The 13,645-nt window shown below is 39.2% G+C and carries 17 protein-coding genes and 1 tRNA gene; 12 read left to right on the forward strand and 6 right to left on the reverse strand.

Features of this window, described 5'->3' with window-relative positions; translation table 11 throughout:
• Positions 1-33 precede the first annotated feature (33 nt).
• Together SNE26_RS09000 and SNE26_RS09005 are read left to right on the forward strand one after the other, a co-directional pair.
• Positions 34-429, forward strand: coding sequence for an SRPBCC family protein (locus SNE26_RS09000; RefSeq protein WP_321559022.1), 396 nt, complete (start codon positions 34-36; stop codon positions 427-429).
• A 379-nt stretch (positions 430-808) separates the two neighbouring features.
• A complete protein-coding gene (locus tag SNE26_RS09005; protein WP_321559023.1) occupies positions 809-2,437 on the forward strand; it encodes an ATP-binding cassette domain-containing protein in 1,629 nt (542 codons plus the stop codon).
• Between the two features lie 62 nt (positions 2,438-2,499).
• On the opposite strand, the gene SNE26_RS09010 is transcribed toward SNE26_RS09005, so the two are convergent.
• Positions 2,500-2,682, reverse strand: a complete 183-nt coding sequence (locus SNE26_RS09010) for a hypothetical protein (RefSeq protein ID WP_321559024.1) — start codon at positions 2,680-2,682, stop codon at positions 2,500-2,502.
• 254 nt (positions 2,683-2,936) lie between these two features.
• Here SNE26_RS09010 and SNE26_RS09015 point away from each other — a divergent pair.
• Positions 2,937-3,009: transfer RNA gene (locus SNE26_RS09015), tRNA-Lys, on the forward strand.
• Here the strand turns inward: SNE26_RS09015 and SNE26_RS09020 are convergent.
• Both SNE26_RS09020 and SNE26_RS09025 read right to left on the reverse strand, forming a co-directional pair.
• Positions 2,975-4,525 (reverse strand): recombinase family protein, encoded by a 1,551-nt coding sequence (locus SNE26_RS09020; protein WP_321559025.1) that lies wholly within the window; start codon positions 4,523-4,525, stop codon positions 2,975-2,977. The genes SNE26_RS09015 and SNE26_RS09020 overlap by 35 nt on opposite strands.
• A gap of 152 nt (positions 4,526-4,677) precedes the next feature.
• Positions 4,678-4,827: a hypothetical protein gene (locus SNE26_RS09025; protein ID WP_321559026.1), complete on the reverse strand. Its 150-nt coding sequence runs from the start codon at positions 4,825-4,827 to the stop codon at positions 4,678-4,680.
• A 122-nt stretch (positions 4,828-4,949) separates the two neighbouring features.
• On the opposite strand from SNE26_RS09025, the gene SNE26_RS09030 reads away from it, so the two are divergent.
• The 9 genes from SNE26_RS09030 (at position 4,950) to SNE26_RS09070 (ending at position 11,362) form a co-directional block, all read left to right on the forward strand.
• The gene (locus SNE26_RS09030) at positions 4,950-5,354 is read left to right on the forward strand and encodes a hypothetical protein (protein WP_321559027.1); all 405 of its coding nucleotides are present in this window, start codon (positions 4,950-4,952) and stop codon (positions 5,352-5,354) included.
• A gap of 157 nt (positions 5,355-5,511) precedes the next feature.
• Positions 5,512-6,288 (forward strand): hypothetical protein, encoded by a 777-nt coding sequence (locus SNE26_RS09035; RefSeq protein ID WP_321559028.1) that lies wholly within the window; start codon positions 5,512-5,514, stop codon positions 6,286-6,288.
• Between the two features lie 3 nt (positions 6,289-6,291).
• Positions 6,292-7,308 carry a hypothetical protein gene (locus SNE26_RS09040; RefSeq protein WP_321559029.1) on the forward strand — a complete coding sequence of 339 codons (1,017 nt, stop codon included), beginning with the start codon at positions 6,292-6,294 and terminating at the stop codon, positions 7,306-7,308.
• Between the two features lie 563 nt (positions 7,309-7,871).
• A complete protein-coding gene (locus SNE26_RS09045) occupies positions 7,872-8,072 on the forward strand; it encodes a hypothetical protein (protein WP_321559030.1) in 201 nt (66 codons plus the stop codon).
• Positions 8,073-8,264: 192 nt separating this feature from the next.
• The gene (locus tag SNE26_RS09050) at positions 8,265-8,660 is read left to right on the forward strand and encodes a mobilization protein (protein ID WP_321559031.1); all 396 of its coding nucleotides are present in this window, start codon (positions 8,265-8,267) and stop codon (positions 8,658-8,660) included.
• 20 nt (positions 8,661-8,680) lie between these two features.
• The gene (locus SNE26_RS09055) at positions 8,681-9,712 is read left to right on the forward strand and encodes a relaxase/mobilization nuclease domain-containing protein (RefSeq protein WP_321559032.1); all 1,032 of its coding nucleotides are present in this window, start codon (positions 8,681-8,683) and stop codon (positions 9,710-9,712) included.
• 213 nt (positions 9,713-9,925) lie between these two features.
• Entirely contained in the window at positions 9,926-10,093 is a 168-nt protein-coding gene (locus SNE26_RS09060) for a hypothetical protein (protein ID WP_321559033.1), read from the forward strand.
• Between the two features lie 5 nt (positions 10,094-10,098).
• Positions 10,099-11,166 carry a DUF932 domain-containing protein gene (locus SNE26_RS09065; RefSeq protein ID WP_321559034.1) on the forward strand — a complete coding sequence of 356 codons (1,068 nt, stop codon included), beginning with the start codon at positions 10,099-10,101 and terminating at the stop codon, positions 11,164-11,166.
• Positions 11,167-11,212: 46 nt separating this feature from the next.
• Positions 11,213-11,362, forward strand: coding sequence for a hypothetical protein (locus SNE26_RS09070; protein WP_321559035.1), 150 nt, complete (start codon positions 11,213-11,215; stop codon positions 11,360-11,362).
• 95 nt (positions 11,363-11,457) lie between these two features.
• Here SNE26_RS09070 and SNE26_RS09075 read toward each other — a convergent pair whose 3' ends face one another.
• The 3 genes from SNE26_RS09075 to SNE26_RS09085 form a co-directional block, all read right to left on the reverse strand.
• Positions 11,458-11,988 (reverse strand): TetR/AcrR family transcriptional regulator, encoded by a 531-nt coding sequence (locus tag SNE26_RS09075; RefSeq protein ID WP_373695600.1) that lies wholly within the window; start codon positions 11,986-11,988, stop codon positions 11,458-11,460.
• 204 nt (positions 11,989-12,192) lie between these two features.
• Entirely contained in the window at positions 12,193-12,684 is a 492-nt protein-coding gene (locus tag SNE26_RS09080) for a quercetin 2,3-dioxygenase (RefSeq protein WP_321559037.1), read from the reverse strand.
• 84 nt (positions 12,685-12,768) lie between these two features.
• Entirely contained in the window at positions 12,769-13,641 is an 873-nt protein-coding gene (locus tag SNE26_RS09085) for a pirin family protein (protein ID WP_321559038.1), read from the reverse strand.
• Positions 13,642-13,645: the final 4 nt, after the last annotated feature.

Here is a 13,645-nt window from a genome sequence, read left to right on the forward strand (position 1 = left end):
TCAAATCTCACATCTAATATCTCACATCTGTTTATGAATACATTCACCAGTACGATAAGCATTAACAAGCCTTTAACAGAGGTTTACGATTTCCTGGCCGATTTTAACAATCACCGGCAACTGATGCCCGATAATATCCAGGAGTGGACATCTACCCGGGATGAAGCCCGCTTCAGTATCCAGAATATGGCCAAGCTTGCTTTGAAAATTGAGGAGCGTGTTCCAGATCAACTGATAAGGATCATACCGGCGGAGAAACCACCATTTAACCTGGAACTAAAATGGTCGTTATCTTTCAATAACGACCATACTGATGTTTTATTCACCATTGGCGCAGAGCTTAGCATGATGATGAAAATGCTGGCATCCGGCCCGCTTCAAAAATTAGCCGACCATGAAACACAAAGCTTATTTAATATTTTAAACTAAGCCTGCAGCATTGCAGTAAAGCTTATATATTAATATACTTTGCGTTTTTGTGTATTGTTGATGGCTATTACCACATTGATGATAATTAAACCTATAATTAATGCTCCCATGACCATTGTTAAATAATTTAAATAAATTGTTATATTGTATGTTAGTCAAAGGCTGTACCATTATATTATAATTAGTTGGATGTAGCTTTAAAACGTATTAAATATACTTTTAGTTTACATTCCATTATCATTTCTGTGTAATTGTATACCCATGGATTTAATTTGTGGGGAAAATTACTGCTCAATAAAATCCCCATCTATAATATCGGCACCATATATCGTTAAAATGAAGATTTTACCGTACTTTTGCGCCAAATTAGAGGTGCAGCATGATCACGGTATCCAATCTTTCTTTACGTTACGGTAAGCGTACTTTGTTTGAAGACGTAAACCTGAAATTTACACAAGGCAACTGTTATGGTATTATTGGTGCCAATGGCGCGGGTAAATCCACATTCCTGAAAATCCTTTCGGGCGATATTGACCCAACAAGCGGCTCGGTGAGCTTTACCCCGGGCGAGCGTATGGCCGTTTTGAGCCAAAACCACTATGCCTTTGATGAGTTTACAGTTCTTGAAACGGTGATGATGGGCCATAAGGAAATGTACGCCATCATGAAAGAAAAGGATGCGATTTACCTTAAAGAGGATTTCAGCGATGCTGACGGCGAACGCGCCGGTGAGCTGGAAAACCTTTTTGCCGAAATGGACGGTTGGAATGCCGAAAGTAATGCAGCTACCCTGCTCAGCAACCTGGGTATTAAAGAAGAATTTCACTACCAGCTGGTTAAAGACCTTGATAATACGCAAAAGGTACGTGTGTTATTAGCCCAGGCACTTTTTGGCAAACCAGATATCCTGCTGCTGGATGAGCCTACCAACGATTTGGACATCCATACCATTAGCTGGCTGGAAGACTTCCTTGCATCATACGAAGCTATTGTACTGGTAGTATCGCATGACAGGCACTTCCTTGATACCGTATGTACGCACGTAGTAGATATTGACTTTGGTAAGATGACTATTTATACAGGTAACTATACCTTCTGGTATGAATCGAGCCAGTTAGCCCTTAAACAACGCGCCGAACAAAATAAGAAAGCCGAAGATAAAGTTAAAGAACTCCAGGAGTTCATCCGCAGGTTTAGTGCCAATGCATCCAAATCAAAACAGGCAACCAGCCGTAAAAAGGCATTAGATAAGATTAACCTGGATGAAATTCAGCCATCAAACCGTAAGTATCCGGGCATTATATTCAACAACCTGGGCCGTGAAGCCGGCGATCAGATCCTGACCGTTGAAAACCTTGGTAAAACGCTTAACGGTGAAGTATTGTTCAACAATATCACTTTCACGGTAAACAAAGGCGATAAGATCTCCATCTTGTCCCAAAACAGTTTGGCAACCACCGCCTTCTATAATATTTTGACGGGCCGTGATAAAGACTTTACCGGCACTTTCAAATGGGGCGTAACCATTAACGCGGCCGATATCCCTAACGACAGCAGCGAATACTTCGATGGTAAAAACGACAACCTGATTGACTGGCTGCGCGAATATTCACCGGGCGAAAAAGACGATCAGTTTATCCGCGGTTTTTTAGGCCGGATGCTGTTCTCCGGCGAAGAAGTTATGAAAAAATGCAGTGTACTTTCAGGCGGCGAAAAAATGCGCTGTATGTTTAGCCGCATGATGCTACAGCAAGCCAACCTTTTAATGTTCGATGAGCCAACCAACCACCTCGACCTGGAATCCATCACAGCGCTTAACAATGGCATGAAAGATTTCCGCGGCACTATCCTGTTCACCTCACGAGATCATGAACTGGTTGAAACGGTAGCCAATCGGATTATTGAATTAACACCGGGCGGTTATATTGATAAGCTCATGACCTATGATGAATACATCAACAGCCCTGTAGTACAAAAACAGCAGGAAGATTTATACGCCGCTGTATAATAACAAGCAAAAATTAGTGAGGCCCGGTCATATAATATTACCGGGCCTTTATATTTTATAACTTATAATAAGTTAAACCCGGAGGCCTGCGTTTCGAGCCGATTAATAGTAGATTCATCGCTAAACAGGTAAAAATGATCTTTCGTGTACGAATATTGAACATTTAAGCCGTTTTCGGTAATAAAATCTTTAACAACGCTTTCGTACAGCAGCTTATTAATTTTGAGTAATTTTCTTTTTTTCATGACATAGATATTAAGTTTTATAATTTATGTAGTTTAATTGGAATTCCAACAAAGAAAATGAGGTTTTGTTACGAAGTTACTATAACCACCGCCTGTTAGCCTAATCTGAAACGAAACAAACATGAAGAAGATTTAAACAAGGCTATTACTCCAAGCCATAATTTTACAATAAGTAGATTAAAATAATTGGTAACTAAGGGCAATTCTGCCTGCTAAAAAGAAAATAATTTGCATATTTGCAACCCGGCAAATATGACTCCGTAGCTCAGCTGGTAGAGCAAATGACTCTTAATCATTGGGTCGAGAGTTCGAATCTCTCCGGGGTCACTATTCGGGATAGATTGGAAAAATCCATTTCTGTCCCGTTTTTTTTATCCCATAACTCGCTGTTAATCTGATATATAAAGTCAGCTCCCTCATTCACTTTAGGTGTTCGGTAAACCCCTTTTTCGATTTCCAGCTTTTGGGGATAAATCGTGCCAATTATTTGCCTTTTTTCCTCCGTAGTACCCTCTAAATAGAACAAATCAACGTTTATTAAGGTGTTCACTAACTTTTTAAATAATGCTAAACTATCCACCTCTTTTGCGGCGATTTTATCTAATTCCTTTTCTAATCTGTTAATCTTTTCCTCGCATTCCGCTTTAATTAACCGGTAATCTCTGGGATCAATATCCTCATTGACCAACATGCCTCTCGCTCTCGTCAGGTGCTTATTTACTTCCTCAATTTCAGACAACCATTGCTTTTTATACAAACCACCATCTTTCATTTTCAGATGATAGTGAAAGTCCACAACCTCCGCATAAACTTCGGTCATTGCAGGTTCAGGAGAGAAATATTTAAGATGTTCGATAAATTCCTCGTTAACGACCTGGGCGTTCATTCTATAGCCACAGGACGACTGACAATGGTAGTAGAAGTACCATTGGGTTTTTCCCTTTGACGGGCTACCTGAAAGGTTACGGCCACATCTTGGGCATTTTAAAAAGCCCCGTAAAGGCAATTCATCCAATGACGTTACTTTTACTAAGTTCACCTTTTTACGGCCATTGAGCACATCCTGTGCCTCATAAAATGTAGCCTCTGATATAATGGGTTCATGTTGCCCCGGAACAAAACAGGCTTCTTCATCTTTGTACTTAGGTATAAATATCTTTCCGCAATAGGCCGGATTACGCATCGCTATCCAAAAACCGTTCTTTGCGCTTTTAAGACCTTTTTGTTTAGCCATCCGCCAAATTTGAGCAACGGAATAAATACCAGTGGCAAGTTGTTCAAAGCCCCATTTAATAATATCGCTTTCGGGATGCTTGGGCGCGATATATTTCCTTCCATCGGGACTGACCCGGTTTTCATAACCAAGCGGCGCTGTCGCCATCCAACGCCCCTCCTTTTTAGCTCTGCGCATACCGAAAAAAGTATTTAGGGCACGTCTGTCATTTTCGACTTCGGGAGCCGCTAAATAAAAGGCCAGCATCATCTTATTCTCAGGTATGGATAAATCAAGCGGTTGTTCCACGGCTTGAGGCTCTATTCCCAACTTACGCAACACATTAATCATTTGGTAAGCATCACCGGCATTACGGCTGAACCTATCCCATTTTGTGAACAAGATAAAATCTGTTTGTCCGCCCTTTTCTTTACGTAAAGCCACAAGTAATTTTTTCCATTCGGGGCGGTTGAAATTTTTTGCTGAGTGGTCTTCAAAAATTACCTTTCCGACTTTGATATCGTTTATTCGGCAATACTTCTTTAATTGCTCGTCCTGGTTGCGCTGGGAATAACCTTTATCCGCCTGCTCATCTGTGCTTACTCTAATATATAAATCCGCTACTTTCAAAACACCCTCCTACTGTAACGCTAATTTCACATTGAACTTAGTATATAACAAATTGACTATCAATTAATTTAGTTAAATAATTACTTAAAAGCAAGCGTTTTTCAATTCTATTTTTCTATATTTTAAGGTTTACTGATTGATAAAATCAATACTCATTGCACATATCGTTCAACTGCCATTTTAGCAAACACCTCCATAAATTCAAGAATTTTTTTTGCTTGTTCCAACGTTACAATAACGTTGTGTTTTTTCAATATCTGAACAGCTCTTTCAGGTGTAACTGGGTGTTTTTTCTGTTCCATATTGCATCTCCTTTTGGGATGCAATAGTGTGGCTTTAAAAAAATGAGAGTTGAGTAATGTTCAGTAATACTTTAATATAATTCAATACATTAGAATAAAACTTCTTTGTATATTTTAGATCAATGACTGAACAACAATTAGCCTATTCACTTTTGTCTTTAGGATATAAAGATTACATAGCAAGTCGGGTTTTAATTAACAATGGCTACCCAGGGCAGGGATTGACATTAGCAAGTTCAGCCGTGGAAAAATATTTAAAAGTAATCCTTGCAGTGAATCGAAAAACAAAAAAGGAAATGGGCGTTCATTTAGATAGATGGGATAAACTAAAGACATTAGTTACAGAATGTTACACTGATATATCTAAATTCCTTGACGAACGCTTTATGACATTATTGGGCAAAGCATATCAAGCAAGATATTACTATAATTTATCACGTCCTATTACGATAAGTGAGATATTAAGATCACCATACCAAAGGGCAATCGAAGAATATACTCCGCCAAGAAAGACTTCATGGAAATGACAGACACTGGTTTTGCTGTACAAATCGATAACAATAATATTCATCAGGAATTAGAAGTTCAGGGAACAAATATTAAAAACTCGTACAACGGAACCATTTGGGAAATAAATGTGGAATTTAAGTGATAAATTGGGAAATAACCTTATAATGAATTGCTATGCAGGGAATATGTAAGCTATGTCTAAGAGAAAGAGAATTGAGACATTCTCATATTTTGCCTGAATTTATGTATCAAAATATTTATGATGCTCAACCCAAGCGGTTTTATTCTCTCAATATAGATCTTAGTGATGAGGAAAAATCATTTTCAAAGATTCAGCAGAAAGGTATTAGAGAGTACTTATTATGTACTGAGTGTGAGGGATTATTGAGTAAATATGAGAATTATGCAGCGGAAACTATTTACGCAAAAAATAAGGGGAATAAGGCTTATATAGTAAACCAAAGTGAAACGATTAACCAGGATGGATTTTTATATGAATATGCAGGTTTTTCTTACCCCGACTTTAAAATTTTCTTAATGTCTTTGTTATGGAGATTGATTATATCAGATTCATTCCAAACACCTGATGTTGCGCCGGAAATTGCAGAAAAGTTGAGAGCTGCTATTTTAAGTCAGAACCCATTGGAATACGACGATTTTGGCTGTTTATTGCAAGTTATAAAATATAAAAAGGGTGAAATTATGGGAAATTTTATACTACAACCCTTTTTAACAAAAAATGCAAAAAGTGATATTATTAATATTCTCATTGATGGATTTATGTATAGCTTCTATTTAAACTCAAAGTCAATATCTGAAAGTCAAAAAGAAGTCTTCTTAAAAGAGGATGGGAAAATGCAAATAGTAGGTAGAATTATTTTTCATGACAAAGGACTTCTTGAAAGAGTAATGGCTGCATATAAATATTTTATGTCCTCAGTAAAAAAATAAAGTATGGATGACAATATGCACCTATTGGCTAAAAACTCTGAGTTAATAGCTCAAATCCATGAAGAACTACCTAACCTAAAAAGTGAATTTGAAAATATTAAATCGCTAAGAAACCAAACCGTAAACGATGAAAACTTTAACAGTGCAATAAATTCCGTTTACCAAATTTTCCAATATGTCCCCTTGCTAACTTCGCATTTAAATTCATTCGATATGCCTTTATTCAGGGCTCGACCAAATGACCAAAAAAATGTATTGTTCTCTAAGGAAACAGAAATATCCTACAACAGCACAAACAAATCAGTAATTAGGGCAGGGAGATTTAACGGGCCAAATCAAGCTGTCTTTTATGCATCCTTACCAGTTGATGACGGTGATATCAACCCAAGTATGGCTGCCTGCCTCGAAACCTGTAAAGGCCTCACTGATCAGCACTATCCTGTCCACCTTAAAGATTTTACAATCGGACGCTGGAAAATTCAATCTCCATTTTTTGTAGTGAATCTTTGTTTTGACGAAGAACATCTTAAAGGAAACAGGTCATTGAAACATGCGACTGAAGTATATATAAAGACAATTAAGGACTGTTTGAACAAAGAAGCATCCGATTTTATAATTAGTTTTTTTACTTATTTCTCTGAAATGAGTGGTCGTAAGACACCAACTAAAAATGAGTATTACATTTTGACAGCCCTCTTTTATGCCGTTAAATATTATTACCAGAAGTCTGTTAACCAAATAGTCTATGGATTAATATATCCAAGCGCTATGACAGAAGCCAAGGGACTAAACGTTGTTTTAACGACAGATGCGGTTGATAAATATCTTAGACTAGACAAAGTAGCTATGTACAGGTTTATGCTAGATAATCAAAACACCTTTTATGCTACTCCCTGTTCCAAAGCAGTAGATATTAAAAATGGTAGATTCATACTCCTTGATCATATCTGGATACCTGAAAACAAGCTTTACACAATTGAATGCGAATCCGAAACTGGCCCTTTAAAAGAGATGAAATAAATAATTTAAAGTAATAATCTTTATTTTCACCAACTCCCAATCTTGGTTGCCCATATTGACCTTAAGCAGATGAACAACCATAAAAATCAGCGAATAATCCCCATTATAAAAATCGCAGTTATTTAAAATAAAAACCCTGCAATGAGCAGGGTTTTAAAATTTGCCTTTTACCTCGTTTTCTTAAACAACCATTTGACAGCTTTTATCGTGTACTCAATAAAGCTGAAAACACCTGAAATTAAACCTAATAGAACAAAAAATGATTCCATAATATTGTTCCTAATGTTTTATCCTTCTCTTGGGAAGGGCATTAAGAGGTTTATGTATCATACCCGATGTTCTATTTTTTGTCAATACTGCTATTTTAAAGTCAAAACCCGATAAAAAAGTGTTTTTAAACGTCATAAACGCATAAAAAAAAGTTACTAACATTTCCTTTTACAGGTATTACAGGGTAATTAATAGCGCCTGAACGACTTTAAATAAATTTTACAGTACTACCCAACATTCCTTAATGCCGCAAATCTCGTCTCCCCACATTTGCTGTAGATAATTGAACAGCTATGAAAAATCAGCGAACCATCCCTGACCTTCAAGGTCGCCCGTTCAACGGCAACTACTACCCGAAGATCAAACGCATACGCACCGAACCGCGCCAGCGGATACGGACTTTGTTGCGCTCCATTGTTTCTATCAACTTACCTGAACAACCTTACCAGCAGCCCGAACAAAATCCCGGTAAAGACGAGCCAACTCGCCAATAAGAACAGTACCATTTTAAACTAATTAACCAAAGTGCGGTAGCACTTTTTCAACGACAGTTCTGCATTCGTCAGAATGCAGCAAGATGGATTTTCGTATACGAAAATCATCTTGCCGCCCTTACGGTCGGGACTTCGCTCGGAACTCGCGAAGTCTGAAACACTCTTTAATGTACTTATATGCCACGTAAGAAAATGGATAACCCTGAAGACATACTAAGTCAACCTATTATTGTTCGGGTAACCGAAAAAGTTTTTAAGCGCCTTGAAACCATCCAGCAGGAAAGTGGCTGCCAAAGTATAGGCGAAGTTGCACGCATGATATTATCCGGTGAACAGATTAACTGCTTTTATAAGGACGTATCGCTAAACGCACCGATGGAAGAAATGGCACTCATCAGGAAAGAACTTAAAGCCATTGGTATCAATATCAACCAGCAGACCAAGTTCTTTCACATGGGCAAAAGCGATGCACATCGCGCATTTTTCACTCTTAAAACAGCAGAGTTATATAAAAGTGTCGGTGGCAAGGTTGAGGAACTATTAAGCATCATTCACCGCTTGGCTGAAAAATGGTTGCGAGGTTCGTAAACGGAAAAAATATAAGGGGTATGTTACATTACAATGAAAACAAGGTAGCAGCCGGTGAAGCCAGGTTAATATTAGCCAACGGCTTTGCAGGTGACATTGACAAATTTAACCTGGAGCAAAAGCTGCAACGTTTTGAGTATTTAACTATGCTGAATACGCGCGTTAAAACCAATGCCGTACATGTCACCCTCAATTTTGACGAACAGGATAAACTGAGCAATGAACAATTACAGCAGATCACTTTATCCTATATGGAAAAAATAGGTTTTGGCGACCAGCCCTATTTGGTTTACAAACACAACGATGCTGCACATACCCATGTTCATATTGCTACAGTTAATATTAAACCTGACGGCAACCGCATTGATACACATGGCATAGGTTGGAGATTATCAGAACCAGCGCGTATAGCACTGGAAAAGGAATATGGTTTGGTACAGGCTCAGGGGCGGAAAAACAGCAACACTTTAAATATCAAAGCCGTCAATATTGAAAAGGCCATTTATGGTAAAACACCTACCAAAAGGGCAATTACCAATATTGTAAATGCTGTCATAAACACCTATAAGTTTACTTCATTGGCAGAATTTAATCTCATACTCCAGCAGTTTAATGTCATTGCAGCGGATAGCCAACCCGCTAACATTGCGGAAACCCCAAAAGCCGAAGCAGTAAGTCAGGCAGAGGAAGCCAAGCCACAGGCAGAGCCAACTAAGAAAGAGATAAAAGAGCAGTTTCTCGCACAGCAGGAACGCAAGTTAGCCGAAACCGTAAAATTGGTAGAGGCATTAGGCAAAAAAATTGCTCAAAAAAACAAACTTGAAAACACCATCAGCAACCTTGACAGCTTTACCGTAGCCCAAAGCGATGATAAGGACGATATGGCAAGCGACAGCCGTTTTGCACGTTGCGAACTGGTTATTTCCGATGATGACGGCAACGAGTTTGTAACTAAAAACCCTTTCATTATCGCCTATGTCGCACACGAAGTTAAACAGCTTTGTATCGATAAACTGGCAGAGGTGGAAGCAAGTATCATAATCCCTTTATAAGTATATAATGGCAACGCCCTGTGTATTCGTGGGACACAGGGCGTTTTGCTAAGATGGTTTAATCTTAAACAGCTAAAGTAATGTTAGAAATTTTCATCGAATTAACCGACCAAATATTTTGGAAAGGTTATGCACAACAATTGGCAATAGATAATCCCGCAGCCTTTCAGTTTGAACTGGCTGAATTTCTCAACTCTTATAATTCTTGAGGCTATGACAGATACCATTTTTTTATTGGTCAAAGTGATAGTTAACCATACGCATGTCAAGGTGCATGACGCCATAAATGAACTACAGCAACAGGCGGTTTGCCTCATTACCGACACAAAAAACGTAAAAATTGAGGAACTAAAAATAATGCACTATAATTTAAAAACTTAAAGACAATGGCACACAATATCAATTATAATGAACAGACTGAAAAACATAGTTTTTTCAGCGTAAAAGAAAAACCCTGGCATGGTTTAGGGCAAATCATCAGCGATCACCCAACCAGTGCCGAAGCAATTAAATACGCGGGACTAAATTATACCGTTGAAAAGCGTCCCTTGTTTACTTATGATACAGAAAACTATACAGGTAACCCAGATACGGATATTATTATTCCCGAACTTGAAGTACCCAATTTCTTTGCAACCGTTCGCACAGATGCCGAACAGGTTTTAGGCGTAGTTGGCAAAGATTATGAAATTGTGCAAAACGTCGATGCCTTTACCTTTTTTGACAATATTGTGGGTGGTAAAGATGGCATCCTATATGAAACCGCCGGGGCATTGGGTAATGGTGAACGTATTTTTATTACCGCTAAACTGCCCGATTATATTAAGGTCGGCAGGAAAGATTGCATTGAGAAATATTTATTTCTCACTACTTCACACGATGGTACAGGAAGTATAACTATTGCTTTTACGCCTGTGCGTGTAGTATGTCAGAATACACTTAATGCAGCTTTGAATAATCATGTTAATTGCGTCAAAATAAGGCATACAGCAAGTGCAACCGATAAGCTTAAAGAAGCGCATAAGATGCTCGGTATCACTAATCAGCTATCAATAGAACTGGAAGCCGTATTTAATCGTTGGTCAAGGGTTCGGATTACTGACCCCGAATTAAAAAAACTGATACAGTTAGCTATGGTACCTAACCGTGAAACCTACGAAAAGCTAAAAGCCGGTAAAACGGAAGAACTGTCAAGCCAGTTCAGCAATATGGTAAGCAGTGTATTTGATTACGCCATGACCAACCCGACCCAGCAGGTGGATACTACTAAGGGAACATTATTTGGTGCTTACAATGCGGTAACTGGCTATTTTCAGAACGTCCGTAATTTCAGAGATGAAGAAAGTAAATTCAAATCTATTATGTATGGTACGGGTTTACAAAAGAACCAAACCACTTTTAACCTATGCGCCGATTTTGCTAAAAACGGCAATATGGTATTGAGTTTCAATTAAATAATAAGGGGGATAAATCCCCCTATTACTTTTAAACTTTACTACGATGAGTTATATAATTATAGAAAGGCATGGTGGCCCTGAATATGCCATCATTGTGACCGACGAAGAAGGAAACAATCTCGTTTTTGATGAACGTTCGGAAGCCGAGAAAGAAGCTACTGACTGTCAGGATGCTGTGATAATTGAGATCTAAAAGCGCAATAAAATCCAAAATCGCCCGCTGTTGCTCCGCAACAGACGGGCGTTGCTGTCGCAAGTAAAGTTTATGAACCAGCTCATTTGATATTATCAAGCTTTTTCAAAAGCCCAACCAACTATTTGCTCAATTGCATGCCTGATCTCACCCTGAGCTTTTTCAGAATTGATATCAAGATCACAGAACATACCACCGTTCGACTGAATATGCAAAACAATATAATATATTCCGCCAACCAAAAGCGCTGCTATTGCCCGAAAGTTTACCTGATTATTTTTGAAGTGTTCGTCTGTCATTTCCAACAAACCCTGCCCTGCAGCCTCCCTGGCATTATGAATACTTTTCATTAACAGACTATTGGTTGATATTTCCCACAGAATCAATCTCTGCATTTCTTTTTCATTTAGGAAATAACTAAACTGATTTTTTAACACATCCGCGATAAAAGCCTGGGTGGTTGGCGGAACTCCTTGTTCAACACGTTCGAGGAGCCTCTTCGAGAAGGTCAGCCAATAATCATTTTCGATAACATAAGTTTCAATAAGGTAGTTGACGTTACCGAAATATCGGTAGATCAGTTTCTTGCTCACGCCTGCTTGTTTAGCTATACGATTTACCCTAATCCCGTATACCCCTCACTTTTAAGTATTTCGCCGACCGCAATCACCAACTTGCGTTTGGTGAATTCCTTATTTTTTATGTTATCACTATCATGCTTGTAAATTCTCTCCGCCATCTGAAAAAAATGTTGTTAACAGTTTTGACAGTATCCTTACTGAATCGCCATTGTACCGTACATCTCCAATGAATTTCCCGATACTTGGCACCTAGTCCCAGTTGGTGGCGCGCTCAATGCCGTACTTCGGCGCCGCCGCCTTCATGCGGGCGATTTCCGCCTCGTCGACCTGGGGTGCTAGACCGTCGTTGGCCGCGGGCTGGCCGGACTCACGAAAAAAGTCCTCGATCCCACCTGGCGTGAAGGTCAAGAGTATCCTGCTCGGAATTCCCGCGGTGTTGCGGAAGTAATGCGGTATGCCACGCGGACCGAAGGCAAAGTCCCCGGGGCCGACAGCAAGCACTTCATCACCAATGTGGATTTCGAAGGTCCCGTCTAGCACATACCAAAATTCGTCCTCATTGGTGTGGATGTGCGGCGGCGGGCCACCGCCGGGGGAAGTCAGGCACTCAACCACTGTAAAGCTTCTACCTGTGCTCGCAGCGGTCGCCTTAAGTGTCAAAGTATCGGCAACAAACCAGATACGTTCGCCCTCGCCCGTAACTGTGGCAAAGCCCTTGATAATGTTTGTATTGTTATTCATACTTGGTTTTATTTATTACTAATCAAATCATTGGTTTTAAACACGTTAATAGCTTTTACGATATAGTATTCGTCATTGAACAATTCATTTTAACGTTGCTAAATTTATTTCCCCATATTTTCCAGCATAAAAGTCTCGGTAAGCAGTTGCGATTTCCGCCGCCGAATTCATTACAAAGGGGCCTTCGGCTACCATAGATTCAGTATATTCTTCACCGCCAAATAATAAGATGTCGACTGTTGCCAAAGAGTTGTTTTTGATTTCAATTTCTCCGGCCACTTTGTCAAACTCAATAAATTCACCCGCCTGAAACTCGGTGTCATTTAACATCACATTTTGCATAGGTAAAAAGGCCGCAACTTCTACCTCATTTTCCATTGTTATAGAAAATTGTGTACCTGCATTCAATTGAATATGATACAAAAACTGCTCGGAATAATTGGGGATCTTAGATCTCAATCCCTCGTAAGTACCGACAACTACTTTTAACCAGCCGTTTTGATTGGGTAATGACTTTTTGGGGATTTCATTGGCTTGAATCGCTATATGAGCAGGATTTTCGGCTTTGTTTCTCGCGGGCAGGTTTATCCAAAATTGAAAGGCCTGAATAAATTTACTCTCTGTTTGCGAGTCGTAATTTAAATTTTCATCATGGATTATTCCATTGCCTGCTTTCATCCACTGTGTCCCTCCTGAATGAATTAACGCCTCATTCCCCGCACTGTCAAAATGCTCTACTTCGCCTTGAAGAACATAAGTTAATGTTGCAATGCCCCGGTGCGGATGAGCCCCCATACCATTTTTAGTTATTATTTTTTTAACCACGGGCGAAACATAATCCAGAAATACAAATGGACCAACTTTGTTAGCGTACCGATTGGGTAACATACGTTGGATCGATAGCGAGCCAACTGCAGCTTCATGGCCTTTTGTAGTGAAACTTGTTTTCTTTTTCATTTTC

It is taken from the genome of Mucilaginibacter sp. cycad4, assembly GCF_034263275.1.
Lineage (GTDB): Bacteria > Bacteroidota > Bacteroidia > Sphingobacteriales > Sphingobacteriaceae > Mucilaginibacter.